At 59.7% G+C, this 23,748-nt stretch carries 32 protein-coding genes; 26 read left to right on the forward strand and 6 right to left on the reverse strand.

Annotated features, from left to right (window positions below; all coding sequences use genetic code 11):
- Window positions 1-133: 133 nt before the first annotated feature.
- On the forward strand, window positions 134-556 hold the full coding sequence (locus tag D8M21_RS01940; protein ID WP_048682823.1) for an NUDIX hydrolase: 423 nt from the start codon (window positions 134-136) through the stop codon (window positions 554-556).
- An 83-nt stretch (window positions 557-639) separates the two neighbouring features.
- Window positions 640-912 carry a hypothetical protein gene (locus D8M21_RS01945; RefSeq protein ID WP_126855612.1) on the forward strand — a complete coding sequence of 91 codons (273 nt, stop codon included), beginning with the start codon at window positions 640-642 and terminating at the stop codon, window positions 910-912.
- Window positions 913-1,061: 149 nt separating this feature from the next.
- On the opposite strand, the gene D8M21_RS01950 is transcribed toward D8M21_RS01945, so the two are convergent.
- The 5 genes from D8M21_RS01950 to D8M21_RS01970 are packed head-to-tail and all read right to left on the reverse strand — an operon-like array spanning window position 1,062 to window position 4,090.
- Entirely contained in the window at window positions 1,062-2,144 is a 1,083-nt protein-coding gene (locus D8M21_RS01950; protein ID WP_082156860.1) for a tyrosine-type recombinase/integrase, read from the reverse strand.
- Complete coding sequence (locus D8M21_RS01955) at window positions 2,141-2,575, reverse strand: ImmA/IrrE family metallo-endopeptidase (RefSeq protein ID WP_126855613.1); 435 nt, start codon at window positions 2,573-2,575, stop codon at window positions 2,141-2,143. Before D8M21_RS01955 ends, D8M21_RS01950 begins: the two co-directional genes overlap by 4 nt.
- 32 nt (window positions 2,576-2,607) lie before the next feature.
- Entirely contained in the window at window positions 2,608-2,943 is a 336-nt protein-coding gene (locus D8M21_RS01960; protein WP_048682818.1) for a hypothetical protein, read from the reverse strand.
- Window positions 2,943-3,506 (reverse strand): hypothetical protein, encoded by a 564-nt coding sequence (locus D8M21_RS01965; protein WP_126855614.1) that lies wholly within the window; start codon window positions 3,504-3,506, stop codon window positions 2,943-2,945. The genes D8M21_RS01960 and D8M21_RS01965 overlap by 1 nt, the downstream gene beginning before the upstream one ends.
- A gap of 56 nt (window positions 3,507-3,562) precedes the next feature.
- On the reverse strand, window positions 3,563-4,090 hold the full coding sequence (locus D8M21_RS01970; protein WP_048682813.1) for a hypothetical protein: 528 nt from the start codon (window positions 4,088-4,090) through the stop codon (window positions 3,563-3,565).
- Window positions 4,091-4,332: 242 nt separating this feature from the next.
- On the opposite strand from D8M21_RS01970, the gene D8M21_RS11610 reads away from it, so the two are divergent.
- The 14 genes from D8M21_RS11610 to D8M21_RS02035 all read left to right on the forward strand — a co-directional run bounded on the left by D8M21_RS11610 (window position 4,333) and on the right by D8M21_RS02035 (window position 14,261).
- A complete protein-coding gene (locus D8M21_RS11610; RefSeq protein WP_446720489.1) occupies window positions 4,333-4,548 on the forward strand; it encodes a helix-turn-helix domain-containing protein in 216 nt (71 codons plus the stop codon).
- A gap of 209 nt (window positions 4,549-4,757) precedes the next feature.
- The gene (locus tag D8M21_RS01980) at window positions 4,758-5,546 is read left to right on the forward strand and encodes a BRO family protein (protein WP_161970366.1); all 789 of its coding nucleotides are present in this window, start codon (window positions 4,758-4,760) and stop codon (window positions 5,544-5,546) included.
- Entirely contained in the window at window positions 5,546-5,914 is a 369-nt protein-coding gene (locus D8M21_RS01985; protein ID WP_048682804.1) for a hypothetical protein, read from the forward strand. The genes D8M21_RS01980 and D8M21_RS01985 overlap by 1 nt, the downstream gene beginning before the upstream one ends.
- Window positions 5,911-6,066, forward strand: a complete 156-nt coding sequence (locus D8M21_RS11240; RefSeq protein ID WP_153245880.1) for a hypothetical protein — start codon at window positions 5,911-5,913, stop codon at window positions 6,064-6,066. Before D8M21_RS01985 ends, D8M21_RS11240 begins: the two co-directional genes overlap by 4 nt.
- Before the next feature lie 293 nt (window positions 6,067-6,359).
- A complete protein-coding gene (locus D8M21_RS01990; protein WP_048682798.1) occupies window positions 6,360-6,605 on the forward strand; it encodes a hypothetical protein in 246 nt (81 codons plus the stop codon).
- Between the two features lie 71 nt (window positions 6,606-6,676).
- Window positions 6,677-7,573, forward strand: a complete 897-nt coding sequence (locus D8M21_RS01995) for a YqaJ viral recombinase family protein (protein WP_274542911.1) — start codon at window positions 6,677-6,679, stop codon at window positions 7,571-7,573.
- 2 nt (window positions 7,574-7,575) lie between these two features.
- The gene (locus D8M21_RS02000) at window positions 7,576-8,631 is read left to right on the forward strand and encodes a RecT family recombinase (RefSeq protein WP_053090021.1); all 1,056 of its coding nucleotides are present in this window, start codon (window positions 7,576-7,578) and stop codon (window positions 8,629-8,631) included.
- A gap of 76 nt (window positions 8,632-8,707) precedes the next feature.
- Window positions 8,708-9,145 (forward strand): helix-turn-helix domain-containing protein, encoded by a 438-nt coding sequence (locus D8M21_RS02005; protein ID WP_048682792.1) that lies wholly within the window; start codon window positions 8,708-8,710, stop codon window positions 9,143-9,145.
- 533 nt (window positions 9,146-9,678) lie between these two features.
- Complete coding sequence (locus tag D8M21_RS02010; RefSeq protein ID WP_126855616.1) at window positions 9,679-10,992, forward strand: competence protein CoiA family protein; 1,314 nt, start codon at window positions 9,679-9,681, stop codon at window positions 10,990-10,992.
- A gap of 195 nt (window positions 10,993-11,187) precedes the next feature.
- Window positions 11,188-11,904 carry a RelA/SpoT domain-containing protein gene (locus tag D8M21_RS02015; RefSeq protein WP_048680547.1) on the forward strand — a complete coding sequence of 239 codons (717 nt, stop codon included), beginning with the start codon at window positions 11,188-11,190 and terminating at the stop codon, window positions 11,902-11,904.
- A 9-nt stretch (window positions 11,905-11,913) separates the two neighbouring features.
- The gene (locus D8M21_RS02020) at window positions 11,914-12,171 is read left to right on the forward strand and encodes a hypothetical protein (protein WP_048680544.1); all 258 of its coding nucleotides are present in this window, start codon (window positions 11,914-11,916) and stop codon (window positions 12,169-12,171) included.
- Between the two features lie 281 nt (window positions 12,172-12,452).
- The gene (locus tag D8M21_RS02025; RefSeq protein WP_065424265.1) at window positions 12,453-12,812 is read left to right on the forward strand and encodes a VRR-NUC domain-containing protein; all 360 of its coding nucleotides are present in this window, start codon (window positions 12,453-12,455) and stop codon (window positions 12,810-12,812) included.
- A gap of 142 nt (window positions 12,813-12,954) precedes the next feature.
- Window positions 12,955-13,473 carry a hypothetical protein gene (locus tag D8M21_RS02030; protein WP_048680541.1) on the forward strand — a complete coding sequence of 173 codons (519 nt, stop codon included), beginning with the start codon at window positions 12,955-12,957 and terminating at the stop codon, window positions 13,471-13,473.
- A 101-nt stretch (window positions 13,474-13,574) separates the two neighbouring features.
- Window positions 13,575-14,261 (forward strand): hypothetical protein, encoded by a 687-nt coding sequence (locus D8M21_RS02035; RefSeq protein ID WP_048680538.1) that lies wholly within the window; start codon window positions 13,575-13,577, stop codon window positions 14,259-14,261.
- A gap of 345 nt (window positions 14,262-14,606) precedes the next feature.
- Here D8M21_RS02035 and D8M21_RS02040 read toward each other — a convergent pair whose 3' ends face one another.
- Window positions 14,607-15,158, reverse strand: coding sequence for a phospholipase A2 (locus tag D8M21_RS02040; RefSeq protein ID WP_082156729.1), 552 nt, complete (start codon window positions 15,156-15,158; stop codon window positions 14,607-14,609).
- 133 nt (window positions 15,159-15,291) lie between these two features.
- Here D8M21_RS02040 and terL point away from each other — a divergent pair, with 133 nt between their 5' ends.
- The 10 genes from terL (at window position 15,292) to D8M21_RS02090 (ending at window position 23,735) form a co-directional block, all read left to right on the forward strand.
- A complete protein-coding gene (gene terL / locus D8M21_RS02045) occupies window positions 15,292-16,812 on the forward strand; it encodes a phage terminase large subunit (RefSeq protein WP_238650930.1) in 1,521 nt (506 codons plus the stop codon).
- A gap of 20 nt (window positions 16,813-16,832) precedes the next feature.
- Window positions 16,833-18,377 (forward strand): hypothetical protein, encoded by a 1,545-nt coding sequence (locus D8M21_RS02050; RefSeq protein ID WP_048680528.1) that lies wholly within the window; start codon window positions 16,833-16,835, stop codon window positions 18,375-18,377.
- A complete protein-coding gene (locus tag D8M21_RS02055) occupies window positions 18,374-19,417 on the forward strand; it encodes a phage minor head protein (RefSeq protein ID WP_048680526.1) in 1,044 nt (347 codons plus the stop codon). Before D8M21_RS02050 ends, D8M21_RS02055 begins: the two co-directional genes overlap by 4 nt.
- A gap of 4 nt (window positions 19,418-19,421) precedes the next feature.
- A complete protein-coding gene (locus tag D8M21_RS02060) occupies window positions 19,422-20,606 on the forward strand; it encodes a hypothetical protein (RefSeq protein ID WP_126855617.1) in 1,185 nt (394 codons plus the stop codon).
- A gap of 10 nt (window positions 20,607-20,616) precedes the next feature.
- Window positions 20,617-20,952 (forward strand): DUF2190 family protein, encoded by a 336-nt coding sequence (locus D8M21_RS02065; RefSeq protein WP_048680520.1) that lies wholly within the window; start codon window positions 20,617-20,619, stop codon window positions 20,950-20,952.
- Window positions 20,953-20,965: 13 nt separating this feature from the next.
- Window positions 20,966-22,042, forward strand: coding sequence for a phage major capsid protein (locus D8M21_RS02070; RefSeq protein ID WP_048680517.1), 1,077 nt, complete (start codon window positions 20,966-20,968; stop codon window positions 22,040-22,042).
- 92 nt (window positions 22,043-22,134) lie between these two features.
- Window positions 22,135-22,518 carry a hypothetical protein gene (locus tag D8M21_RS02075; RefSeq protein WP_048680515.1) on the forward strand — a complete coding sequence of 128 codons (384 nt, stop codon included), beginning with the start codon at window positions 22,135-22,137 and terminating at the stop codon, window positions 22,516-22,518.
- Window positions 22,506-22,976 carry a DUF6093 family protein gene (locus D8M21_RS02080; RefSeq protein ID WP_048680512.1) on the forward strand — a complete coding sequence of 157 codons (471 nt, stop codon included), beginning with the start codon at window positions 22,506-22,508 and terminating at the stop codon, window positions 22,974-22,976. Before D8M21_RS02075 ends, D8M21_RS02080 begins: the two co-directional genes overlap by 13 nt.
- Window positions 22,966-23,313, forward strand: a complete 348-nt coding sequence (locus D8M21_RS02085; RefSeq protein ID WP_048680509.1) for an HK97-gp10 family putative phage morphogenesis protein — start codon at window positions 22,966-22,968, stop codon at window positions 23,311-23,313. Before D8M21_RS02080 ends, D8M21_RS02085 begins: the two co-directional genes overlap by 11 nt.
- A complete protein-coding gene (locus D8M21_RS02090) occupies window positions 23,310-23,735 on the forward strand; it encodes a hypothetical protein (RefSeq protein ID WP_048680507.1) in 426 nt (141 codons plus the stop codon). The genes D8M21_RS02085 and D8M21_RS02090 overlap by 4 nt, the downstream gene beginning before the upstream one ends.
- The last annotated feature ends 13 nt before the right edge of the window (window positions 23,736-23,748 follow it).

Genomic DNA, 23,748 nt, shown 5'->3' on the forward strand with positions numbered 1-23,748 from the left:
CGTGCTCCCTGCTTCATCTCGAGGGTTATTTCCTCTCGTCAATATACCGGACGAGCCTGTCTCATCCCTGGGTGTGGGCGGCTATTACGCGTCACGATGGCAGAGCATTCGGGAAACCGAATAGGGTCGACTCATGCCTCATCTCACCGTTGCCGCCGTAGTCCTTGCCGACGCCGAGGGGATGGTTTTGACCGTTCGCAAACGCGATACCCGCTTCTTCATGTTCCCCGGAGGTAAGCTCGAGCCGGGGGAGGAGCCACGGGAGGCCGCTGTCCGCGAGGTGGGCGAAGAACTGGGACTTCAGGTGTCGGCGGAGGATCTGGATTTTCTGGGTACCTGGGATACCACGGCGGCCAATGAATCGGGATTTGGGCTGACCGGCTACGTGTACCGGTGGCCCGAATCGGCCGTGGCCTTGCGTCAGCGCTTAGTCCATCCCCAAGCGGAAATCGAAGAATTGCGATGGATCGTGCCCCGGGACGGACTCGGCATGGACGATCTTGCGCCGTTGACTCGGGACTGCGTGTTTCCAGAATTGATCTCACGGGGAGAATGAGGGGAAAACGGTGATGGTAATCCACAGCAAGGCGCTGTGAGGAACACAGCCGCAACATAGCCAGGGCGCGCAGCATTTAAACCATGACGACACACACCAAGAACTTCAAGCCCGCCTCATCCTCACTGCCCGGTCCGGGGGAAACGCCTCGCTCGGGGGCTTCCCGTCGCCGGCCGCGACTACGCTGCATGCTCGCGAGCGTCGGAGCTACCACCATGTTGGCCGTTGCCGGCTTCGGCGTCATGACGTCGACTGAAGCGCAGGCCGCCGGCGTCAAGACCCAGAATTACGTGGTTGTTCAGCAACCGGCCGTCACGAACGGTGAATCAGTATGGAGAGATCGGGACCGCCTCTAGAATCGCGTCATAGATTCGCGGGCGAAGCCTTTGACGTGGGCGGGCTACCTGTGACTACCTGTGGGTGCCCCTATTTTGCATGGATATACACACTCGCGAACCGTGGGTAGTTGTGGGTGTCTGTGGGTGACGTGCGGACTCAATGCGGACTATCCGGCGGGTGGTAAAGCAAGGTTCATGAGTTCGGATGCCGCATTCACCACGTCATCGACCGATGTCTCCCACAGGTGCGAATACACATCCAATGTCATTGACGGGTTCGCGTGCCCCAACGACTTGGAAACTGTCACGACGTCGCACTTGGCCGCGATCAGTGCGGAGGCATAGAAATGACGGAGAGCATGGGGGTGTCGCATCTGCTCCGGCCAATCTTTGGTGGCCTCACGCATCGCGTCGTAGAACGATGGGTATGACATGTGGCAGCCAGGTTTTACCCCCGGAAATATCCAGTCGGTCGGGCCCGCCCCTACTCTTTCGGCCTGTTTCCGTAGAAGTCGTATGAGATCAGCCGGTGCCGTCGCATCACGAACCGAGCCGTACTTAGGGGCGGTGGGCGGAAGCATGACTCTGGAGATGCTCACTTGTCGGGAAACACGAATCGTTGACGGACCTCGTAAGTCAATGGGTTGAAGTCCGAGTATTTCCCCGGATCGGAGGCCGGCAAAAGATGCGGAAGCTAGCATCGACGTGTAGGGCTCATGGGAACGCTCCAACATAGATTTCACGTGCTTCACCAAAGGAATCTGGGTGTCCCATGGTTCCTTCTGAATCTTTGGGAGCTTGACACCCTTATATGGGTTGAAGGGTATGAGCCGGTCGATGGTTGCGGCGTTGAGTATGGCTCCAATTTTCCCGGTGTACATCCTGATGGTCGAGGATTTTAAGGGCACCGGTCCTGTTCTAAGGGTCACGATCCAGTCTTGGACATGCTGCCGCGTGATCCTGTTCAGCGGAAGGTCAACGAACGGGCACTTGTCGATCGCGGACTTGTAGTTTCTTTCCGTGTTCCGGTTGATTTCTAACCTGGGCAGGTACGTTGTTTCGGCATATTCGCGGAGGGTCTTACGGCCCCCGGCGGGAGCCATATGGGTACCTCGTGCGACGGAGGATATTTTCTCGGCTTCCCAGGCGACGGCTTCGCGTTTGGTGGCAAAGTGGCGGGCGTACTCACGGCCGGTTTCGTCCCTATATCGTGCTCGCCATTTTCCGTTCGGTCGTTGTTTGACGCTCATTGTTCTTTTTGGTTTTGTGGGTTGTCGGCGTCCCGATGATTGGTGCCAGCTTGAGTCTTGCGTGTCTGTTGCTTATGACGGTGTTGTTCGATTTTCAGACGGTCTCTCATCACTGCTTCGGTGACGCCATATTCTTCAGCCATGAACCAGACGGGTAGGTCTGGTTCGTGGTAGTCGATGGTCGGTAGCAGCAGAAGCGCGGTCTCGTATCGGACTTTTCGCTCGACGCCGGCTTTCTGGTGGCCACTGTGGCCGCGGGCGTGGTGGACGAGTTCGTGTGTGAGCGTGCAACGTTGTTCCACGTGGGTGAGTGAATCGTCTAACCAGATCGTGTCGTCGAGCGTGTACCCCGGGCAATGCTCGAGGGGTACACGCTCGATGGTGAGTCCTGGTGGTAGATGCTCCCATGGATCAAAATTTGAACTATTCATGGGGTCATAGGGTAATCCCAGGGTCTGACAGGTTAAGAACGGCCTGTGGATTCTCGTCGGATGGCGGTCACGAGGTCGCTTAAGGCCCACTCGATCTCGCTGGAGCTCTCGGCCACGGAGGTGGAAAGCTTACCGTCGGTCTCTGGGGTGTAGAGACCAAGCTCTTCCGCGGCGGCCAAGACCACCTTGGCGGTGGAGGTCTGCAAGAACACCGCGGCTTTCTCGATCACCACGACGGTGGGAAACACCTTCACACCGGTAGCGAGCCGTTGAAACGAGTTTTTCGGCGCCCCGTGCTTCGCTTCCAGGGCGTTCCACCCGATGGAGGACTTCTCGCGCTTGAGACGCATCATCTCCGAAAGAATCATTAGTTCGCCGCCTTCGGTTCACACCGGACATTGGCCGAGTTACCTTCGGCGCTGTTGGTGTCCCACGTCTTGCCGTCGACGTTCAACTCGCACGAGAGCTTCGTGTCCTGACCGCCGGTAGCTTCCACTGTCATGGAGGGGTGATCTGATCCTTTGATCGTGAGGGCCTTCTCCCAATGTCCGGAGGTGTCGTAGGAGTTTGTGCTCGAGTCTGTGGTCACTGTGACGTGTGCCTTGGTGTTGACGTCGGCGATGAACTTCACCTTGAAGTCGTCATCGTTGCCTTTTGAAGTCGACGACGAGGCAGGGCTAGCTTGGCTCGATGCGGGGGCGCTGTTGGTGTTGGTGTTTCCGCACCCGGACAGTGCTATGAGCGCTAATGGGGCGAGGTATATGGGTAGGTGCGAGCGTTTCATGGTGGTGTCTTTCTGGATGTGGCGACGTTTAGGCGTCGTCGGTGGGCGGTTCTTGTGGCCGCTTCGTTTGGTCCGCCGGATCAGCAAGAAGGTGCCAGCTGCCAAAAGGACCATCACTGATCCTCCGATGACGGAAAAAGAGCCCACGGTGAGTGTCTTTCTGTGACTATTCCAATCTTTTGGGCGTGTGGTTCAGACGGCGTCTACGCGCCGTCGTAGGGGGTCTCTTGGGTTTCTTCGCCACGCGCCCGTTCGGCGGCGCGACGGTGCTTCCATTCCGGGTCTGCGTTCTCGTACGCGGCGGCGTCGAGATTATCTAACTCCGGGTGTAAACGGCTGGGCAGCTGGGTAGCGGCTGCGTCTTCGTATTCCCGACCAGCGGTGCCGGGCATCCGTCGCAGTTGCTTGGCTCGGATGATCACATCGATCATATTGAGCACCGACTCGCGTTCTCGTCGATCGAGGGCTGCGGCTTCTTCTGGCAGGACGAAGGGATCCTTGAGCTCGGGGTTACCGGCAGCTTTGAGTAGTTCGTTTTCAGATACTCCCAGCGCCGCCGCGAAAGCTTGGATGACATCCAACCCGGGTTTTTCGGGGTGGTTGCCGCGCATGTACTTGCCGACGGTGGTGAAGCTCAGTGTGTAGCCATGTTTGTTTGCCTCCTGCTCGATGCGTCTGTATGACCAATTGTTACGGTTCGCCTTTTGGAGGGCGTCCGACAGGTAGCTCATGGCTTCACTTTCCGCGAGATTTCAAGGCAAGACAATAGTACGTGTGCGTGTGCCGTACACAAAGAACACCGCTGTAATTCCGGCAGGGCAGGGGAGTTAAGGCAGATAAGTGACTGCGCGTGTACAAACGTGTGCACATGTAGTACTGTATGGCATACAGCAATACAGAACGAAAGGGGTAGATGGTGGAGCAGGTCACCCACTTTGTAGCCGAAGTCAATCGGCAGGCGCTCCGCAACGCAATGGATTTCCACGGGTTTAGTCGACGAAAAACGGCCACTCTGGCCGGGGTCTCGGCTGCATCCGTGGGAAACCTTGCCGGTGGCTACCGGACGCAGTGCTCAGCCGACACGGCTCGCAAGATCGCAAAGGCTCTGGGGGTCCCCACGGCTTCCCTTTTTTTGCTCAAACCGGTCACTGTAAACCACACGGACATACATGCGAAGAGGGCGGCGTAGTTCATGGGCGCGGACAACGTTTTCGGGGTCATGGACTCGGTCGAGTGCGCGTCCGTAATGGGGATCAGTTTGGACCAGTTGCAGTACCTCAGGGCGCGGAAGCAAGATCCGCCGTCGTTCAGGATCGGCCGGGCGGTCCGGTACCGAAAAGCGGCGGTCCTCGAATGGATCATCCAGCAAGAACAGGAATCACGGAAAGGAACAGCGGCATGAGCCAGCTAGACATCTTCAATTACCAGGACCACCAGGTGCGCACGATCGCCGACGAGAACGGCGAACCCTGGTTCGTTGCCTCCGACGTCGCAAAAATTCTTGGATACCGCGACGCCGCCAACATGACACGGCGTTTAGATCCCGAGGACCTTCGTACTCACTCAGTGAGTACGAGCGCGGGAGAGCGTCAAGCAACCATCATTTCGGAGCCGGGTCTGTACGCTGCGGTTCTCGGTTCCCAGGTGGAGGGGGCGAAGGCTTTCAAGCGGTGGGTCACTCATGAGGTGGTCCCGTCGATTCGTCGGCATGGCGGTTACATGACGCCGCAGAAGATCGAGGAAGTTCTCACTAATCCGGACACCATCATTCAGCTCGCGACCAACTTGAAGAAGGAACGGGCCGCCCGTGAAGAGCTCGAACTGAAGGTGGAGGCTGACCGGCCCGCTGTGGAATATCACGATCAGTTCGTGGCACGGCATGACCTGATCACGATTCGCACGCTCGCTAACCAGATCAACGTGAAGGAAACGGTGATCCGGGATGCGTCGGTGGAGCGGCGTTGGTTGTGGCGGCATTCCATCGAGCGGATGAACTCCAAGGGGCAGAAGGTCACCGAGTACAAGTACGGGGTCTATTCGCCGTACAAGAAGTACTTCGTGCTGGTCAATAACCACACGGCACCGCGGTTGTTCGGTGAGGTCCGGACCACGGTGAAGGTCACTCCGGCCGGTGCTCAGGCCGTCGAGAAGATGTTCAGCAAACAGGAAGTTTTGGAGGTCGCGTAATGCGTCTGGTTTCTGTCGAAGAGTTTGAAGAAAACACGGTCGAGGATCTTGTTTCCGATCTTCCGGACCGCCTCTACAAGGTCGAGGTTATCGGTGGGGGACCGGTTCCGGAGCGTACGCTTGCGAATTTCGCGGCGCGTTACCCGGAACAGAAAGAGTTCTTCTACCCGTCGGCCCGGCGCGTGTACCGGTCGGTGTCTGCGGCTCGTGCACGGGCTGACCTGCTCCGCGACTGCGGGTGTGACGTGACCGTTTATGAATGCACACCGGACTGGGCGGTCTGCGAGACAAAGCAGGAGCGGATCGCACGGCTTGAGGCGGAGAACGCCGAGCTACGGGCAAGCCTCGGTTTAGACGGTGCGGCATGAGTTACGTCGATTCGATCTACGAATTCGTGAACGCTGACGACTCCTGCAACGGGTGCGGGAATCAGCCTGGCGCGTGCGTTTGTCCCGTGTTGTTCGGCATCGACGACGACATGGTCGCGGACATCCACTGGAAGCGACGCGGCGAGGAATGAAACGCGGCGGACACCAAAGCGCCAACCGCGGTGCCCGCCACATGTAAGCCCAACGGTCGAGATGGATCAAAGACCGGAACTCACACAGACAAGGATACCTGACCCATGAACCACACCGGCCCCGAGATCATCCCGGCCCTTCTAGTCCTGGCGTGCGTTTTCCCGGCGCTCGTCCACCACCTGGCCGGACGGTTCACCCCGTTCACCAGGGACCCTATCGACCTCTACCAGGAGGTCATTCGTAACGCAGTACGTGCCCTGATACGTGGGCGCCACACCAGGAGGTAAACAGCATGCCACCGAAATCGATCTACACGCTCCTCGCGGAACACGAGGCTTCGCTGAATATCGCTTTCGCGCAGAGATTCCTCGAGTACCAGAAGGACCGTGTGAACCGCGCGCACCGTGAGTACGAGGAAGCTATGGCCGCGCAACGCGACGCCGAGAACTATCTTGACGAGCTCTGCGCGAAGAACCCGAACGTGAGGCCGCCGCAGCACACGGCCGCGGAGATCGTGAAAGGACACCAGGAACAATGACGCGTTACCGTTCACTGCTTTATCGGGGGACGCCCGGCCCGAAACCGGGCACGGCCCCCTGGCGGGCGGCCATGACGGCGTCGAAGGTGTCTGCGACGTTCATGCCTTCCCGGTCCCCGTACATGTCCTATTTCTCGCTGTGGCATGAGATGGCCGGGAACCTGACGGGTACACCGGATAGCGATGTGCTTCAAAGGGGGCGGGTATTGGAGCCTGCGATCGCCGGATGGTTCCGGGAACAGCACCCTGGGTGGAATGTTCGGTCGCCGAAGGGCCGGTGGTGGGTGCGGGAAGACGATACTCGTATGGCTGCCACACCGGACTTCATTGTTGAACAGGGCGGGGAGGTCTTGGGCTTGCTGGAGTGTAAGTCCGCTCAGGACATGACCGGGTGGGGGAAGCCCGGTTCCGACGAGGTGCCGCCGCATTATTCGGATCAATGTCAGTGGCAGATGTACTGCACGGGCGAGCGGCGGGTGTATGTGGCGGTGATCCACGCGCTGACGTTCCGGGAGTACGCCGTCGAGTACGACGCGGCCCGTGTTGCGGAGCTCGTGCGGAGTGCTCGGGCGTTCCTGGCGGCACTCGAAGCGGGCGATGAACCGTCAGTGGGGGATGAAGCTCATCTGGCGACGTACACGGCGTTGCGGGAGCTTCACCCGGACATTGACGACGAAGCGATCGAGCTCCCCGAGGACGTCGCCACCGGGTATGTGAAAGCGAGGGTTGCCCTCAAGGAAGCGGAGCGTGCCGAACTGGCCGCCAAGACACGTGTGGCCGAAGCCATGGGCACCGCGAAGATCGCGACCTTCGACGGCCACCCAGTCGCCGAACGACGGGCGCGTGGCACCGAAGCCAAACCGTTCGTCCAAGCCGTACGCAAACTACCAACCCACATTCTCGACACCACGGACCGCACGGTCCACACCATCAACCCGAACAACCAGCTCACACAGGAAGCAGCCTAATCATGAATCAGAACACTCAACTCGCGGAACACTCCAAAGGCCTGATCTTCGCTAACTCGCGACAGTACGCGGCGATGCTCCCGGCGGACCAGCAGGAGACCTCACAGGTCAACGGGTGGCTCTCAGCTGCATACGCGGCGCTGCTGAAGGACAAGAACCTCGCCAACGCCGCCCGCACTGCCCCCGAAACGCTGATGAATGCACTCAACGAAGCCGCCCAATTAGGCCTCCGACCGGGCACTACCCAGTACTACCTGACACCGAGGAAGAACAAGGGCAGGTGGGAGATTCTCGGCGTGACCGGGTACCAAGGCGAGGTCGAACTCATGTACCGGTCCGGGGCGGTAGCCTCCGTGGTGGTGGAGGCTGTGCATCAGGGGGATACGTTCCGGTGGAACCCAGGCCAGATGGATAAACCCGAGCACGCCCCTGACTGGTTCGGTGACCGAGGGCCGCTGGTCGGTGCGTACGCGTACGCGGTCATGAACGACGGCTCCACTTCCAAGGTAGTGATCGTGGATCAGAAACGTATCCAGGCGGCGAAGGATGCTTCCGCCGGTTCCGATTCGCAGTATTCGCCGTGGCAGAAGCATCCGCGCGCGATGTACCTCAAGACCGCCGCTCATGACCTGGCGAAGTGGGTGCCGACCTCCGCAGTGGATAAGTCGGTCCAGCAGATCAAGGCGACGGTGGGGGAGCAGAACACCAACGCCCAAGCCGCCGTAGTCGCTACGGGCAACACTCGCGCCGCGATCACTGAACGTGAGGCCCCGGTCCCGCAGGAGGCGCTCGCCGAGGAGTACGTCGAGGCCATCGCTACCGGTGAGGTGGACCCCGCAACCGAGGAAATTCATGAGGATACGGCGGCGTCGACGGCTCAGGTGGCGGAGCTGCGGAAGCGTCTCAAGGCCTTGTCGATCGCGACCGACGACGAAACCGCGAACCAGACGATCCGGGATCAGCTGGGTAACCAGGAGCACGCCGGAATCGAGGCTCTCACGAGCGGGGAGGCTGACGAGCTTCTCGCCGAGCTGGCCGCTATAGCAGCCGAGGCCTGACCTCACCTGTCTCAGATAACCCCGTCGTGGGGCTGGTACCAGTGCCAGCCCCACGACGATACACCACGACGGAGGCATGGTGACGTATTCGCTTGTTGCTCAGGCGCAGAAGATCACGCGGTTGACGGCGGCGCAGAAGGTTGTCCTCATGCACTTGTGCCAGGTGGCTAATGAGGAATGTGACTGGAAGGTGTGGCATTCACAAGCGCAGATAGCGATCTGGAATGGGCTCGGGGAGCGGACCGTACGGGACGCTTTGGCGAAGCTGACCGAGTTGAAGCTCGTGAGTACGGGCTCTTTCGCGGGGGAGATGATGGGCCGCAACGTGTACCAGGTCGACCGGAAACGTGTGAGGCTCATGGCCGAGACGGACCGTCACGAAGCCGACGAGAAGATCAAGGAGAGCCGTCTGAAGGGGCGTGAGCACAAGGCCCAGCAACGTATCAGACGGCAGATGAGGAGGTCGTTGCGGGTTGTACCTGTCCCTGTGGAAAACCTTGGTGAGGGGGCATGATGTCCCGGCGAGAATTGCCGGGACAGCCGGCAGAAACTGCCGGGACGTCCCGGCGAAAATTGCCGGGACTGTCCCGGCAGATTTTGCCGCCCTTAACAATAAGAAGAAATTACTAAGGGAACAGTAAGAGAACAAGAACCCCGAGAGAGATCCTGCCTATCGTTACGTTCCTGAACGCGCGAGTCCCGCAACGGCAAACAGACCAACAAACCCGAAACCTCGCAGAAAGCCCCAGGAAGACTCAAAATTGAACGAACCATCCAGATATACCAGGCGGACAGTCCAGGCGATCCTAGGGGGCGCAACGGGCTTCCTGAGGCCGAAAAAGAATCTGGCACTCAAAGGCGCTTGAATCAGAATGCGGTGCGCCATGATGCTTGACCGGATCCCGCAGGAGCGACGACCTTCACCGCAGGGTAAGCCCTCAGGGCCAACACAACCAAGCGTAGAATGCAGTCCATGACCTATGGCCCGGAATCAAGTCAGATTCAGGCAGGCCACGACTCAGACACCATCTCACAGGACGGTTCTCTATGCCTCACTCCGAGACCGCATCGCAAAGCTGGGGAGACCTCCAGCTAGCAGGTCTAGAAGAACCAAGTTCCTACGGCGTTGCAAGGCACAAAGGCCAACAAATCCTGATCAACCTCGATCCCTCCGGCGGAAACTCGCCCATACCCGAGCTTGCCCCTTCCGAAGCCACAGCAAAAGAGCTAGCGCAACAAGGAGCAATCAACTGCCCAGTCGCAGACTGCGGCCCCTACGGGACGACTGTCCACTACTCCGTTGACACAGATCGCCGAGACCACTTCCGCCACCCAAAAGGAGCAGAATGTCTTGGGCGAACTAACCCCGAATCCAATGAGCACGCCCTAGCCAAAGTCAAACTATTAAATTGGGCGACGACCCATCTCGGCCCAGAGCTAGCCGCCTCAGACCTGGACACCCGAAACATTACGTTCACTAATGAATCCGGGACCGTGTCAGTGCGCCCCGACGCATGGATCAAACTCACGAACGGCACTGAAATCGCCATCGAGTACCAGCACTCTGCCGCTGAACCGCAACGAGTACGTGAAAAAACGGCCATATACCGCAAGAACAACATCAATGTCTGGTGGGTCTTCTCTCCCAGGCATATCACCTGCAAGGTCGTCCGCCGATATAAGACCACCGGCCCCACTACCACCTCCTCACTGCGATACCGCGTCAGCGCCAAGTTCACACCTGGCCAAGCGGTCCTGGCGAAGGAGGGAATCATGTTCTTCTGGTTCGACCCGGTCAGCTCGATACTTGCAACTCCCGTCGCATACAACCGCGTACCTTTTGCACTCTTCCCCGAATCCACCGACTCTGACCGGCAACCCACTGAAACGCATAAAAAATACTTCCGCGGACCACAAAAAGGCTTAGACAAGTATGGGCTCCTCCGTGAATCGTCTCTGCAGTCCTGCTCCATCGACAGGGAGACTGGGAACCTACTTTCCCCGGCACATCACCTGGTTATAAGACACCGACCCAAAATCCGAGAAGAGATCACCCGCCGGCGCCAACAAGCCGCCGAACAAAAATCCCGCGAACAAGCCGAAGCCAAAGAAGCCGCCGAGCGTGAACAAGCACGACTCGAAGCCGAAGCCCTACAGCGCCAGCAGCAGGAACATGAACAGCGCATGCGTGAAGCTAAACAACGGCTCATCGCGGCCGCAACACCGAATACGGAGCCAAAAACAGAGCCGGTACCTGCCACTAACCCGAGCCCCGCACCAACAACACCCGCCAAGACCCGCAGCCGGTTTGGGCAAAGAATCCTACGACTCCTGGGACTTAGCCAAGACCCCAAAAAGTAAGCAGCCGTCGAGGACAGCGCGTCCCCTCTGACGAGTCCGCTCATAAGTCCAAAAACACCGGACACCGAAACAACCATGCAAACAAAGGAACGCAGGCCAACCTCACGGCCATAGGCAAATACTCCACACCTGAGAGCATGCACAGCACGTCAGGCCAAAAGTCGTGAGTCGGAATGCAGAGCATATGATGCTCCTATGTCCGACATGCCAAGCAAGTCATCTGTGAGCAAAGCTGGGTCACGCATCCGAAAATACTTCAGGGGCGAGATTACCCAGGGGGAGTACGCCAAGGCGTTGGATACACTCCGCGAATACCGGGCGTGCTTCGCCATGCCGACCGTGACGGTCAACATGTACTTGAGGCGCTTGCTTGAAAAGCAGGAGATCGACGGGCAGGTCAGCCAGAGGTTGAAGAAGGTCCCGACCATCTTAGAGAAGCTCACTGAACGTGAAACGACGCTCGATCTTGCTCGGCTTCACGATATTGGAGGGTGCAGGGTGGTGGTAGAAGATATAGCGACCGTGCGTCGGCTGGAAGCTCTGATTCGAGACGACCCGAAGAACTACCTTGTGAGGGAGCGGGACTACGTCAGTGATCCGAGATATTCCGGGTATAGGGCCGTGCATCTGGTGGTGAATCGTAATGAGTCGTTGCCTGTTGAGGTTCAATTGCGTAGCCGAGTTATGCATCAATGGGCGGAAACAGCTGAGGGATTCTCCAAAGAGCTTGGGGTAAACTTCAAGCAAGATGGGGATCATGTCGTGCAACGCTTCTTGGCTGTCGCCTCGGATATATTCGGGCGCCATGAAGTGGGTCAAGCCGTAGAGCCGGAGCTGCGAGCCAGGTACAGTGAGCTACTACCCGAGGTGGAAGCCGTGTTGTTGGAGCGCGATCAGCTACCTCTCTTTTAAGGAGTAACCATGAGTGAGATCAAGCATTTTCTCTTGGTCTTTGACCACCGGAAAGACAAGCTCATAGACATGCGCGAGTTCGGCGAGGACGGCGACAAGGCTGTCGCGGCGTACTCGCAGATGGAGGCCGAGCACTCCGCGGACCCGGCCATCGACATCGTTCTCGTCGGATCAGACTCGCTGGAGACGGTCAAAGTCACTCACCAGAACTATTTCACTGGTATGTCAAGGCACTTGATGGATGAGGCGATGTCTATCAAGTTCTAGTTTCTAAGTGGTGGAGAAGCCCTTCAGGATGATTCCTGGAGGGTTTTTTCATGGCCGGATTATGGACGATGCTTCCGAGCCTGATGATTGAACTGCCGCTTGTGCGATTGTGATGAGGGTGGTTCACGAGCGGAATGCCTGGTTGTACGGGTGAAACACCCTATGATAAGGGTAATATTTTGAGATGATCTCAGTGGATCTAAGGCCTCAACGGAATCTCAGTGAGGGGGTAATCCTGGGGAGGGGGTGTAAACGGTGTGAATGTACGCGAAGTGTCGCGAATGAATAGTGGCCGTCAGTTTGTCTCGGCTTCTGATGCCCGCCAATCCCAAGCCGCTCAGTGGACCGAAGCACAGTTTCAGAGCCTCGTTATCGATCTGGCTCGTCGTCTTGGTTGGCGCTGCTATCACACGCACGATTCGCGGCGCTCGGTTCCAGGGTTCCCGGACCTGGTTCTTGTCCACGCCGACCATGGGCTCATGTTCCGTGAGCTCAAACGAGCAAATGGTGGCCGGGTTACACCCCAGCAGCATGAATGGCTTGATGCGCTCACCAATGCGGGACAAAACGCCGCCATCTGGAAACCTCAGCACTACCTTGACGGCACCATCCTGAAAGAGCTCACCGGAAAGAAGGCATAGAAGAGTGACCCAGGAAACCCATCCCAAAGGCAAACGCGGGCGGCCACCCCGAGACGTACAATCCTCCCGCGAAACCCGGCACTGGCGGGTCCAATGCAAAGCCAAATCCAAATCCACCGAAAAACGATGCACACGCCCCGCCATGCGCGGCCAGCAGGTCTGCTACCAGCACGGCGGCGCGGCCCCACAGAACCGTGCCAAGGGTGAACGTGTATTCGCCCAATACCAGGCGAAAGCACACGCCGCCCGACTCATGCACGACCTCGCCTATAAAGCCGAAAACGGCATTAAAGACCCATTGGACGCCCTCGAAAGACTCGCAGTCGAGATCATGGCGAACAAAGACGCCCTCGGGTCGATGGTCAACAACCTCCAAGGACAGATCGAAATATCCAACAACTTCGGGGACGAAAAGATTCGCGGGGTCCTCGAGTTGTATAATTCCGCGCTTGACCGAACCATGAAAGTTTTGGACGCGCTCCTCAAGCACGACATTGAGGGTAAAAAGATCAAGATCGTGCAGGATCAGGCGCAAGCCGTCGCGGCCCTGGTAATGCGTGTCCTTATTGGTTCCGGATTGACTGGTCCGGCGTTGATGAAAGCGAAGACTGAACTGTCCTCCGGGTTGAAAGAACTGACCGTCGTTGAGGGGGATGTGTGAACGTTTCCTGCTGGTGCGGGGCGCCGATCGATGGGGCGGGCCGGTATCTATGTCGTACCTGCGAGAGCGCGCTCGTGCGGAACCTTAGGCGTGCGCCATCGATGATTGAGGACCTGGAAGTGGAGGTGACCCGGCAGGCCGTGAAGGCGTGCTCGCCGGGTACGGCGTCCGGTTCCTCGGTCGGGTTCGACGTCTACGCGTCTGAGCTCCGAGACAATGTCAACGCGGCACTGGTGGGGCTTGAGAAAACGGCCTGCGGGCGGGCTCTGAATACAGCCACGGTGGTGCAGCGTGTCCGCAGGATACTCGGCAACATGCCTGCTCTGTTGCGTGACCCCTCGGTCACCGGGTGGCATGCAGACCTGGACGAGTTCCTGCGTCGCGTGCAAACGAAGATCGACCGTCCTGCCGAGCGTGTAGAACTTGGGGCATGCACGTGCGGGGCCGGTCTGGTTGTCCCTAAGGGGCAGGAGGTTGTTCGGTGCCGGTTCTGCGGTGAGACGCACGACGTGGCCGCAGCTCTGGAAGTTCGACGCGAACGAGTCCTTGATGAGATGGCCGGAGCGTATCTGCCCGTGCGAGAACTGGTCGATGCTCTAAGACTACTGGGGTTCCATGTGAAGTCGCGGACGGTGGCCTCGTGGGCCGACCGGGGCAAACTCACTCCCGCGGCAGGCGGGCCTGTTCGGACGGGGCGCCGGGGGAGGCCCTCGCAGCGATGGTCCCTCGAAGACGCGGTCGAGCGCGCTGAGCACGCTACCCGTTATGCGGGGTGCAATGCCGCATGAGTGTGGTAATATTCATGCATACCTTGGGATTCCTGTGATCAAGGTGCATGAGTGAATCTCGGGACCCCCGCCGGTTATTTCCATTCTCGGCGGGGGTTTCGATGACGATGGAAATTGGGTACGACAACTATCTTCTATTGAGGTAGATGATCCATGTAACTATCGTGAACAAAGTGAAGGCGGCTGCGAAGGGGGCAGTTAGAACTGCCGCTCCCGCGGGGGCCATCCACCAGTCAACGTCAAGCTTGGCCAGTATCGACGAGACAACAACAACTATCCAAAGCACTGCCGATAGGGTCCCAAAAACGACGGTAAGCTGTTTACTTGTGCTACCGGAACTGTTCATTAGCTAGGATCACCGCTTCCTTTGAAGTGGTCCTTGCCGAAAGTGCGTACGAAGAAATAATAGGCTCGCGCATTGGTGAGGCAGGCGTGAAGTCCTGATGGAACGTTAGGGTTCTGGCCCGGGTTGTTAGTGTTGCACACCTTTTCCATATTCTTTTTGAACTCGTTGTCGCAATCGACGCGTGGGCGCCCATTGTTTTCCTCGGCGGAATAGCAAATATCGTGCAGATTGCACGGTCCATCAAATTGGTATTTGACGGCATCGTCGAGGTGAGGGACTGGGTCAGAGCAGCCGTTCGGCTGAGCCTTTCCGGCATACGTGGTCACGCCCTCTGAGGGTTCAAGATTGGGCCCGGAAGTCATGGTTTCCACGGTCTGCTCAATCTCGGCATCAGTTGCTCCGGCATCCTTTGACGCTTGAACGAAGTTCTTGAACTCTAATGAGTTCCTGTCAACGACTGGGAGTTCATTGGCGCTTGCCGAGGGTGCTATGAGTGTGAGTCCGAGCAATGTAACACCAAGGTATGTGGATAGTCTTGACCAACTCTTCATGATGCGTCGTACTCCTTTGTATGATGCGGATCAATGGGTACTAACCAAGATACTCATCAGTACAAGCGGAAACAACTAAAGCTGATGAATCTTGATCAAATTGTGATTATAAAATTCTAACTAATGTGCCTCATTGGATTGGAGTTTTACTTTGGCATTGAGGAGCGGTCGCGAGTTTTTTGATGCGCTGTCCTCCTACTTCGAGCCGCACGCCCCCAAGTGGGACACCCCCGGAACCATGGCCGTGGAACTCGACCCTCGCACGGTGCAAACACCGGCGTTGGACCTGATCGACGACGCGCTCGTGAGGGCGTTCAAAACCCCGGACTCGCGGCTAATTATTTCCATGCCGCCGCAGGAAGGGAAAAGCCAGCGGGCGTCCCGCCGTTTCCCGTTGTGGGCGTTGCAACAGAACCCGGACCTTCGTATCGCGATCGCGTCCTATGAGGCGAACATCGCCCGCCGGTGGGGCCGCGTCGTCCGTGACGACATCAGCCAACACTCCGCAGTACTTGGCCTGACCGTGCGTGATGACCTGTCCGCTCAACACGAGTGGCAGCTCAACGGGCACGACGGCGGCATCTTCACCGCCGGTATCGGGGGTGCGATGACCGGTCGCCCCGTGGACATGCTGATCATTGACGACCCGGTGAAGAATCGTGAACAAGCTGATTCGGCAACGATTCGCGAGAAGGCGTGGGACTGGTGGACCGACACCGCTCTAACCCGCCTCGCACCCGGTGCACCGGTCATTCTGATTCTCACCCGGTGGCACGAGGACGACCTCGCCGGGCGGCTCATGAAAACCGACCGGGATTCGTGGGAGTTCCTGCGCATCCCTGCCCAGGCCGATCACCGGCCCGAGCAAGGCGAACGGGACCCGCTGGACCGTGAGCCCGGCGAGTTCATGACCTCAGCTCGTGGCCGCACCGTCAAACAGTGGGAATACCGTAAACGCGCTTCCGGTCCGAAAACGTGGGCGTCCCTCTACCAGGGCACACCCTCCCCAGATGAAGGCGGAATCTTCCCGCCCACCTGGCAGCGGTACACCGTGCCCATGTGGACGAAGAACCCGGACGGTACCCGAACCGTACCCGGCATCGGCAGGCCCGACCACGAACTGATCCAGTCGTGGGACCTCACGTTCAAAGCAACCGACGCAAGTGACTACGTCGTCGGGCAAGTCTGGTTACGAGTCGGTTCGCAAACGTACCTACTGGACATGATCCGCGACCGCCTGAACTTCAACGAAACCCTCAACGCCATACGGGCGATATCCGCGAAATGGCCGCAAGCCGTCGCGAAATACGTCGAGGACAAGGCCAACGGCCCCGCCGTGATGAACGCCCTCAAAGGGCAACTATCCGGCCTGATCCCCATCGAACCAGAAGGGTCCAAGATCGCCCGAGCTAACGCCGTATCCCCATACGCGTTCTCCGGCGACATCATCCTTCCCGAAGTCGGGTTATTGCCGAACGTGGACGAACTCGTCGAAGAAGCCAAGTCATTCCCCGCGTCCTCCCACGACGACACCGTCGACGCGATGACTCAAGCCGTGAACCAACTTTTGAACCATCAGCTCCCCGAAGGCGAAACGATCTACGACGCCGAGGAATGGGAACACGACACCGGGTGGCTGACAGGCACCTACTAGCCAAGGAAGGCGGGCACCACATGGGACTACTCGACACCCTCCGGGAGACCGCCACTAACCTTGTTGAAACCCGCTACGGATACAAGCCCGGCGAACGCGGACAGCTGCTCAACCAGTTAGAGCTCGTACAAGAGTCCATCGCGGACCTGCAACTGGCGAAAGAAGACGCCGGCTGGACGAGGCTAATCGAGCAGACCTCCCGCGAGTTCACCCGTGAAGGTGTGGGCCGTAACGCCGAGCTTTGCCGTGTCCTGGCGATCGCTAACCCCCTGATCAAGCGCGGCCTTGCCGTGCGTGCCTCGTTCGTGTGGGGGCAAGGGCTTGGGATCACGGCGAAAGCGACCGGCGACAACGGTACGCAAGACGTGAACACGGTCGTTCAAGAGTTCTTGGATGACCCGGGCAACCGGCGCGCGTTCACCGGTCACCAAGCCAGGTTGGACGCGGAGACCGCGATCGGTACAGACGGGAACAAGCTACTCGCCCTGTTCACCGATGCCCGTACGGGCCGTGTGCAGGTGCGAACGATCCCGTTCGACGAAGTCACGAACATTCGCACCAACCCGCAGGACTCCACCGAGCCGTGGTTCTACTACCGGACCTGGACCGAAACCAGTATCCAAGCGGGACGCACCGCGACTACCGAGCGGAAAGCGTATTACCCGGCCCTAGGGTACCGCCCTGTGGTTCGTAATCGCACGATCGACGACGTCGAGGTCATGTGGGACACCCCGGTCTACCACGTCAAAGACAACGGCCTCGACGGTTGGGCGTGGGGTATCGGTGACGCTTACGCCTCCATCCCGTGGGTACGCACCTACGGGGCGTATCTGGATGACTGGGCGAAACTCATGTCGGCGTTGGCGCGAATCAGCTTTCGCATCTCCGGTAAAGACCGCCATGCCACCATGGCCGCACGTAAAGCCATGCAAGACGCTATGGCCGCCCCGGTCGCCGGTGGCGCTATCGCCGCCGCAAACGCTGACATTGAGGCCGTCCCGAAGTCTGGGGCGAGCATCGACGCGGATTCGGGTAAGCCGTTAGCTGTCATGGTCGCCGCTGGCCTCGGCATCCCCGTCACCCTGCTCATGGGCGACCCCGGAACCACCGGGGCCCGTGCCGTGGCGGAGACGTTGGACCAGCCGATGCGGTTGGAGTTCGAGTCCCGCCGTGAACTGTGGACCGAAGCTCACCGGGCGATCCTCAACCACGTTATTGACTCCGCCGTGCTGGCACCTCAAGGCCCGTTGAAAGGCACCGTCTCCCAAGACGGGAACCGTCAAACCGTGAACCTGGCCGGGGACACAGAAAGGACGCTCGTTTTCGAGTGGCCCCGCTTGGACAAGCTCGGCGAGAAGGACGCAATCGACGCGATTACCGCCGCCGACTCCACCGGGAAGATTCCGCCCGAGGTCACCGCTCGCCTGCTGCTGCGTGCGTTGAAAGTGCGCGACGTGGACGAGGTCATCGACGACATGACCGATGACAACGGAAACTTCATTCCCCCGGATGCTTCCACCGGTGACGCGCTGATCCAGGCATACCACCAGGGGGCCGCACAATGACTGTGACCCCCGAGGTGGCCGCGATTGCGGCGCAACTGAAAGACTCCCAGGCCCGGATGTTGGACCCGCACGACGCGGCGCTTATCGGGGCCTGGGCCCAAACCTGGACGGACCTGGAACCGGAGTTCTTGGACGCTGTCCTGTCCGTCATGACGGCATCGAAAACCGGTCGTGTCTCGGCCCGGCAGATGGCTAAGTCGAAGAAACTCGCCGCCGCGATTGATCACGCCCGGACCAGCATGGTCGAACTTCTCGATCAGTACGACCAGAACCTCGCCGCCACACTCCCACAAGCCGCTACGGTGACGGTCACCGCCCATCAGGCTATGACCATCGCGCAGGTCCCCGAATCGGGGATCGAGTTTGACGCCGTGACCACCGGCCAGCTCGACAAGATCGTGGCGCGTGCGACCGAGGAGATCACGGCGTCGCATTTACGGTTACCGGTCGAAGTTGAAGCGGAAATGCGGCGACAACTGGTCCACGGCATCGCGATAGGGGAGAACCCGCAACCGGTGGCCGCCAGGCTGGTCCGCAAGACCGGTCAAGCGTTCAACGGTGGGTTGCCGAGGGCGACGATGATCGCCCGCACCGAAATGCTCGACGCGACCCGCGAGGCCGCACAGGAGTGGGAGAAGAAGAACCAGGACGTGTTGGATGGGTGGACCTGGATATGTGCCCTAGACCGGCGCTCCTGCGCTGCTTGTGTCGGGTTGCACGGTTCGGATCATCCGGTCAGTGAACCCGGCCCGCTCGGACACCAGAACTGCCGGTGCACCCGCGCCCCCAAAACCAAAACATGGGCCGAACTGGGTATCCCCGGCATGAAAGAACCAGCCCCGATCCTCACCGGTCCCGAATGGTTCGACAACCAGTCCCGCGAAACCCAAGACGCGATCCTCGGCGCCACTCGCGCCGAACTACTGCGCACCAAACAAGTCACCTTCGATGACCTGATCACCCGCCGAAAGACCGACGGGTGGCGGGACTCCTACGTCCCCACATCGATCAAGAGCCTCAAACTACGGAAAGGAGGGTGAACGCTTGTTCGTTATTCGTGAGTCATCCGCCCTCACCGCCGAACCCATCGGCGCGCACCGCTACCGGGCGTGCCTGATCGTCGGTGACATCTGGGGTTCCTCCGGGTACTACCCGGCCGCGGTCCTCGAACGGGACGGCCCGACCGTGTGGCCCGCCGGTACTCAAGTGTTCCTTGACCACCCGGGTGCGAACGAGTCCTACGACCGGCCTGAACGGTCGGTGCGTGACCTCGCCGGGAAGATCGTCACCACACCCACATATGAGAACAACGGTCTCTACGCCGACATCGAGTTCTACCCCCACATTGCCCCAGTTATTGAGGCGATGTGGGCCGATGTGGGCATGTCCATTCGTGCTTCTGCTGTCGTGGAACAAGGCGAAGCAGACGGACAAACCGGGCCGATCATCCAACACCTAGCCGACGGCGTGTCCGTCGACGTCGTCACCAAGGCCGGCGCCGGTGGAAAACTCGTCGCGCTCCTGGAATCCGCACGAAACAACCAAGGAGAAAACAGTATGGACCCCCGTACACAGATTGAAGCGACCCTCACCCCCGACCAGGCACTCGTCGACTACGACGACGCCCAATTCGTGTACCGAGACTGGAAGGACAAGAAGTTCTACCGCGTCGAATACACCCTCGACGGTGACAAACTCACCCCGAAGGGCGAGCCGACCGAGGTCAAGACCGAGGACCTTTTCAAGGCCCCCGCCGACCCAGAGCAGAAAACCGACAAGACCCCTCATGTCAACGTCCAGACTCCGGCTCATGAGTCCGCTCGCGCTGAACGCATCGCCCAAAAGATTAGCGAGTCGTTGCAAGGCACGAACGGTAACCGTGAAGTCATCGAAGCCGTGAACAGTCTCGCCGAACAGAACCGGGAACTTGTCGATGCGATCGCCGCGGCCGAATCCCGGGCACGGTGGGCAGAAGCGTCCCAGATCGTCGCCGAAGCCTTCGCCGGAGTGGACGCCCCCAAGGGCCGCGCCCGCCTCATCGAATCCGCCGTGAACCGGCAGGACTTCAACCCGGACACTTTCAAGGCTGAAGCGATCGAAGCCGCAGCCGAATACGAACCCGCCACCGGCACAGTTCGCGGCCTCGGGCACAGCAAGAACACCCAAGAGGCAGCGGGATACATCTCCGATATTGACCGAATCCGCGAAATCCGCGGCCTCACGAAGTAAGGACCCAAAAATGGCACTGAACCAGCGTTACACCGAAGCCAAGCACATCGCCCTGACCGCACCCGCAGACATCGAGTCCGGCGCACCGGTCCAGATCGGCCAGTTCGTAGGCGTCGCGCAGACCACCGCCACCAAGGGCGAGAAGGTCACCGTGTGGCTCGACGGTTCCTACGACCTCACCGTCGACGGCGCCGTCACTGAAGGCCAGCTCGTCAACATCAAGACCGACGGCACCCTCACTACCGGCATCGGAACCCCGTTCGGTATCGCCGTCGTGGAAACCGCCGCAGCAGGCACCGCTGAAATCGCACCCCTGGGCAAGCTCCAGGCCAAGCAGAGCAACTAAGGAGACCCAGAAAATGACGTATTCGTTCCTCGATCTGGAAAAGATCGCAGAAGCCAAGCCTGCGAACCTCGACCACGTCGTCGAGGCCGTCCGCACCTTCCAGCAAGGCATGACCGGCGGCTTCGCTGCCCGCGCCCGCCTGCAGGAAGCATTCACCACCTCCGACTTCCCGAAGCTATTGGGCCGGGGCCTCGAGGTTGAACTGTTGGACCGGTTCCAGCAGATCGACCCCGACTGGAAAGGCATTGCCGACGAGATCACGGTCTCGGACTTCAAGCCCAAGAAGCTCGTGGACCTGTTCGGTATCGACGACTTCGAGGACGTCGCCCAGGGCGAAGAGTACAAGTCCAAGCCCTTGGCCGAAACGGAGTACGAGGTCCAGGTCGGCAAGACTGGCCTTACCGTTCTTCACTCCTGGGAGCTAAACCTGAACCAGGATTGGGACGCAATCCACCACCTGCCCGAACGGTTGGCCAATGCGGCCCGCCGCACCGAAGACAAGAAGGTATTCGGAGCGCTCCTCGACCCCAAAGGGGGCCCGTCCAGGTCCCTGTTCACCGGCGCATCGGCGGCCACTAAGGCACCGTTGACCGCGGAGAACTTGCAGGCCGCCCTCGAGTCCCTGGCAACCCGTGAAGCGTACGACGGTGAACTCGCCGACGTGTCCAAGATGGTTCTCGTCGTGCACCCGGCGTTGCAGTTTCAGGCGAACCGCATCGTCAACGCGCAGAATATCGAGGTCACCGACGGCAAGACCAAGACCCTGGAGCTTAACCCTTTCCGTGGCATGGTTACCGTCGTGGCACCTCGTGCTCTGGCTAAGTACGACAAGGGCAAGAATGCGGCCACCACGTGGTTCTTGCTCCCGGCTCCCGGTTCGACGAACCCGGCCTTGGCTAAGGCCAAGTTGCAGGGTCACGAGAACCCGGACATTCGCGTGAAGAACGACCAGGGCACCGCCGTCGGCGGCGGGCTGGTCAACCCCGAGGAAGGTTCCTTCGAGGACGACACGATTTGGTTCCGAGGCCGTCACGTCACTGGTGCGGCCGCGCTCATGCCGTACGCCGTGTACGCCTCCACCGGGGTGTAAACCCGGCGCCTCCGGGAACCGAGGTCCGACCTTGTGAACCGGGAACAAGGTCGGGCCCGGTCGCAAAAACACAATTGTGAAAGGTGGTCCCCGTGAGTTGTGACCGTATCGACTATCGGACACCGGCCGGGCAGGTTCGCCTCCTCATCGCCGACGTCAACCCCGAGGCCTTCATAGTGGAGGAATCCCAAGTCCAGGGGTTACTCGCCCTGACCAGTGGGAACGTTCGACGTGCGGCGGCTCGTGCACTGCGCATGATCGCCGCCTCGGAGGTGCTGATCTCCAAGAAGATCACCACCCAGGACCTCTCGACCGATGGGCCCGCCGTCGCCGCTGAACTGCGCGCCCAGGCGAAAGACCTCGAAGCGGAAGCCGACGCGGTAGACGCGAAAACTGACGTGATCACAGACGCGTACGCCTCGTTCACTCCGAACGTTCCGGTCCACGGTGTGGAGGCCGCAGAATGGCGCCGCTGAGAAGTAACCGGGTGATTCCGGCGGGTTGGGCGGGGCACCATCAGCCGGTCGCTACGGGCACCATGACGACGGTTTGCCGTATCTGGGACCGGGCCGTCGGTCCGCCTGTGGGTCTCGATGGTCCAGGCTCGGACATGCTCGCTGCCCGGAACGTTCCGTGCCGCGTGCAGGAATTGAAGTCCGCCGGGGAAGGGTCCACCGTCCTGGCAGGCCAAGAAGTCACCGAACGTCGATATCTGATCACCGTTCCGGTGAAAACGCCGGTCCACTTCAAAACCGGCACCCGTGGCCACCAGATTGAAGTCACCGAGATACGCGAAGACGGGGACCCGATGCTGTTAGGCCGCCGCTTCGACGTGATCCAGGTGATGACCGGTTCCGACGTGTGGGAACGAGACCTCGTATGTATCGATAACCAGACGCAGAATGAACAGGACGGTGATACGAATGCGAGCTGACACCAGTGAACTCGACGCGTTCGCCGCTCGTGTCGGTCGTGCACCCTCACAGGCCGAATCGCAAGTATCGGCCGCCCTGACGACCTCGGCCGCTCACATAGTCACCGAGGCGAAGACCCGGGCACCTGTCCGAACTGGGTTCCTACGTGGGTCGATCGCGGTCGTACCAATTGGTCGCCTATCGGTCAGCGTTGGGGCGACAGCAAACTACGCCGCCTACGTCGAGCAAGGCACCTCGCGTATGGCCGCCCGTCCCTACATGCGCCCGGCCTTGGAGAAAGAGCTGCCGGTCCTCAAGTCGGCGTTGCACGGTATCGCCGGTGTGGTGGCGCGATGACCATCAGCACCGCGCAGACACGCCAAGGCATCACCGACGCCCTGACCGGGATTCACCCGAACGTCACAATCTACACGGGCACGGTCCCGGAGACAGTGCCGTCGTGGGGCACCCACATCAAGCCGTACATCGGTTTGTGGGTCACAACCTCTAGCGACGACCCGTTCGCCCGTGCTGTTTCTGGTCTGGCCGATGTCGACGCCGTGCGAATCTCCGTGCAAACGCAGATCGTCGCCGCCGACGAGGTTGGTGTGTACCAGTTGGCGGACCTCGTCAGGGAACTGCTCACGAACCGGCGCATTGGCACCGGCGTGATCCTGCCGGACACGTTCCAACAGGAAAACGCCTACATTCTCACCGACACCAGCGTGATCCCCTCACGCCCCTATCTACCACTCATGTGGACTATCGAAACCCAGTAACTGAAACGGAGGG

It is taken from the genome of Kocuria sp. HSID16901 (assembly GCF_003989425.1).
GTDB lineage: Bacteria > Actinomycetota > Actinomycetes > Actinomycetales > Micrococcaceae > Rothia > Rothia massiliensis.

Bases quoted from the DNA above. Each gene is read 5' to 3' on its own strand.
- D8M21_RS01945 (WP_126855612.1), top strand. From the start codon at position 640: ATGACGACACACACCAAGAACTTCAAGCCCGCCTCATCCTCACTGCCC.
- D8M21_RS02025 (WP_065424265.1), top strand. From the start codon at position 12,453: ATGAATAGTGGCCGTCAGTTTGTCTCGGCTTCTGATGCCCGCCAATCC.
- D8M21_RS01940 (WP_048682823.1), top strand. From the start codon at position 134: ATGCCTCATCTCACCGTTGCCGCCGTAGTCCTTGCCGACGCCGAGGGG.
- D8M21_RS02055 (WP_048680526.1), top strand. From the start codon at position 18,374: ATGACTGTGACCCCCGAGGTGGCCGCGATTGCGGCGCAACTGAAAGAC.
- D8M21_RS02050 (WP_048680528.1), top strand. From the start codon at position 16,833: ATGGGACTACTCGACACCCTCCGGGAGACCGCCACTAACCTTGTTGAA.
- D8M21_RS11240 (WP_153245880.1), top strand. From the start codon at position 5,911: ATGAGTTACGTCGATTCGATCTACGAATTCGTGAACGCTGACGACTCC.
- D8M21_RS02010 (WP_126855616.1), top strand. From the start codon at position 9,679: ATGCCTCACTCCGAGACCGCATCGCAAAGCTGGGGAGACCTCCAGCTA.
- D8M21_RS11610 (WP_446720489.1), top strand. From the start codon at position 4,333: ATGGATTTCCACGGGTTTAGTCGACGAAAAACGGCCACTCTGGCCGGG.
- D8M21_RS02040 (WP_082156729.1), bottom strand. From the start codon at position 15,158: ATGAAGAGTTGGTCAAGACTATCCACATACCTTGGTGTTACATTGCTC.
- D8M21_RS02020 (WP_048680544.1), top strand. From the start codon at position 11,914: ATGAGTGAGATCAAGCATTTTCTCTTGGTCTTTGACCACCGGAAAGAC.
- D8M21_RS02080 (WP_048680512.1), top strand. From the start codon at position 22,506: ATGGCGCCGCTGAGAAGTAACCGGGTGATTCCGGCGGGTTGGGCGGGG.
- D8M21_RS02005 (WP_048682792.1), top strand. From the start codon at position 8,708: ATGGTGACGTATTCGCTTGTTGCTCAGGCGCAGAAGATCACGCGGTTG.
- D8M21_RS01970 (WP_048682813.1), bottom strand. From the start codon at position 4,090: ATGAGCTACCTGTCGGACGCCCTCCAAAAGGCGAACCGTAACAATTGG.
- D8M21_RS01950 (WP_082156860.1), bottom strand. From the start codon at position 2,144: ATGAGCGTCAAACAACGACCGAACGGAAAATGGCGAGCACGATATAGG.
- D8M21_RS01990 (WP_048682798.1), top strand. From the start codon at position 6,360: ATGCCACCGAAATCGATCTACACGCTCCTCGCGGAACACGAGGCTTCG.
- D8M21_RS02090 (WP_048680507.1), top strand. From the start codon at position 23,310: ATGACCATCAGCACCGCGCAGACACGCCAAGGCATCACCGACGCCCTG.
- D8M21_RS02085 (WP_048680509.1), top strand. From the start codon at position 22,966: ATGCGAGCTGACACCAGTGAACTCGACGCGTTCGCCGCTCGTGTCGGT.
- D8M21_RS01980 (WP_161970366.1), top strand. From the start codon at position 4,758: ATGAGCCAGCTAGACATCTTCAATTACCAGGACCACCAGGTGCGCACG.
- D8M21_RS01955 (WP_126855613.1), bottom strand. From the start codon at position 2,575: ATGAATAGTTCAAATTTTGATCCATGGGAGCATCTACCACCAGGACTC.
- D8M21_RS02030 (WP_048680541.1), top strand. From the start codon at position 12,955: ATGCGCGGCCAGCAGGTCTGCTACCAGCACGGCGGCGCGGCCCCACAG.
- D8M21_RS01995 (WP_274542911.1), top strand. From the start codon at position 6,677: ATGACGGCGTCGAAGGTGTCTGCGACGTTCATGCCTTCCCGGTCCCCG.
- D8M21_RS02035 (WP_048680538.1), top strand. From the start codon at position 13,575: ATGATTGAGGACCTGGAAGTGGAGGTGACCCGGCAGGCCGTGAAGGCG.
- D8M21_RS02065 (WP_048680520.1), top strand. From the start codon at position 20,617: ATGGCACTGAACCAGCGTTACACCGAAGCCAAGCACATCGCCCTGACC.
- D8M21_RS02015 (WP_048680547.1), top strand. From the start codon at position 11,188: ATGTCCGACATGCCAAGCAAGTCATCTGTGAGCAAAGCTGGGTCACGC.
- D8M21_RS01985 (WP_048682804.1), top strand. From the start codon at position 5,546: ATGCGTCTGGTTTCTGTCGAAGAGTTTGAAGAAAACACGGTCGAGGAT.
- D8M21_RS01960 (WP_048682818.1), bottom strand. From the start codon at position 2,943: ATGATTCTTTCGGAGATGATGCGTCTCAAGCGCGAGAAGTCCTCCATC.
- D8M21_RS02000 (WP_053090021.1), top strand. From the start codon at position 7,576: ATGAATCAGAACACTCAACTCGCGGAACACTCCAAAGGCCTGATCTTC.
- D8M21_RS02070 (WP_048680517.1), top strand. From the start codon at position 20,966: ATGACGTATTCGTTCCTCGATCTGGAAAAGATCGCAGAAGCCAAGCCT.